The 1,506-nt window shown below is 66.8% G+C and carries 3 protein-coding genes; all 3 read right to left on the bottom strand.

The genetic code is table 11. From position 1 onward, the window contains the following. Window positions 1-198: cobalamin B12-binding domain-containing protein (locus AC1DT2_RS23090; protein ID WP_477299008.1), on the bottom strand; the 198-nt coding region annotated here is incomplete at its 3' end. 104 nt (window positions 199-302) lie between these two features. Continuing rightward, on the bottom strand, window positions 303-794 hold the full coding sequence (locus tag AC1DT2_RS23095) for a DUF2199 domain-containing protein (RefSeq protein WP_063574113.1): 492 nt from the start codon (window positions 792-794) through the stop codon (window positions 303-305). Window positions 795-828: 34 nt separating this feature from the next. Next, on the bottom strand, window positions 829-1,506 hold a 678-nt coding region (locus AC1DT2_RS23100), incomplete at its 5' end, for an alpha/beta hydrolase (protein ID WP_477299009.1).

Consider the following 1,506-nt stretch of genomic DNA (forward strand, 5'->3'; position numbering starts at 1 on the left):
GGCCGCACGCACCACGTCTTCCACCGAGCGGTTATGCCCCAGGTGAATCACCTCGGCGCCCTGGCTCTGGATGATGCGACGCATGATGTTGATCGCTGCGTCGTGTCCGTCGAACAGGCTCGCCGCCGTGACGAAGCGCAACGGCGTCCCCTCCGCGTCGGTATGGCTGGCGGGAATGTGCTTGGGCTGCGAGCTCATGGAAACTCCGGGGAAGGATCGACTGCGGTGGGGAACCGGCCAATTCTAACGCCGGGGGCGACGCGGGCCCTGCTGCAGTGCAGCGAACCCGCCCGCTTGTCAGCTCACGCCAGTCCGGCGGAGTACGTGCTCGCACGGTGCGTCGTGATGCCCGCCCGCTGCTCGTGCCCGAGCGGAAGTTCCGAGTTCACGATAAACACCTGCGGCCGCGTATTGGGGCCGGTGAGCTGCATCAGCACCCGTTCACCGAGACTGCCCTCGTGATGCCGGATTTCGTTGGCCAGCGTGGCCGACATCGGCGGCTCGGCCGCTTGTTCAGGGTCGTCCCACAGATCGCCGACGCGGTGGAAATGCTCCTGGTCGATCTCGACCCACACACCGATGTGATAGTCGTCCTTGCGTCCCTGCACGGGTAACGGCAGGGTCGCTCTCAGGAAGAAGCGTTCGTCGTCGATCACGCAGGCATCGTCGCTCTCATAGACGTCGAGCGAACGTTCGTCGTTGGGCATGTCGAAAATGGCATCGGGCCGGCCGTAGCTGAGTTCCAGCTCGTCTTCCTCGTGCGTCGCTCCACAGATCGCGCAGGTAGCTGTCATGGGACCGCTCCGTGAGGTAGACGCCGATGGTAGCTCAGCTGACCGCGGCGCCACCGAGAAAGGCGAGCGCCGCCGTCATGACCCCTTCATCGTCGACGATACGGCGATGCCCCAGCCGCCGCGTCTTCAGCAAAACGGCTCCCGGCCACAGGCGGGCATACAGTTCGCCCTCCTCCACCGGTACGTCGCGGTCCGCCATGTCGTGGATAATCAGCGCGGGTTGCGTGCGTTGCGGCGCGTGCCTGCCCACGTGCAGGGCCTCGATGGTTATCCCGGTGCGCGCCGCCAGCACACGATGCAGCGGTTCGCGAAGATGCTCCGCGAGGCGCACGAAGCGGGCGAAACGACGTGTTGCCGCCATCGGGTCCGCCGCCGGCGCGATCAGCACCACGCGCTTCGCGCTCCAGCCCTCGCCCAGTGCCAGGGTGACCGCTGCCCCACCCAGTGAATGCGCGACCACCCCTTCCGCATCCCCATAGTGGCGGCCGATTGCCGCCACGGTGCGGGCAAAGTCCGGCAGGGTGCACAGTGTCCCGCCGCTATGTCCGTGCCCCGGCTGGTCGAAGGAAACCGCCGCCCAGCCCCGGGCAAGAAGCTGCGGCGCCCAGTTCTCCCAACGCAGGCCCAGGCTCGACCAACCATGCGCCAGCAGCACATAAGGCTGGGTGGACGGGTCTCCCCAGACGTAAGTGGCGATGGACTGGCCAGCGAC

The sequence above is a fragment of the Luteibacter sp. P4_E6 genome, assembly GCF_056401535.1.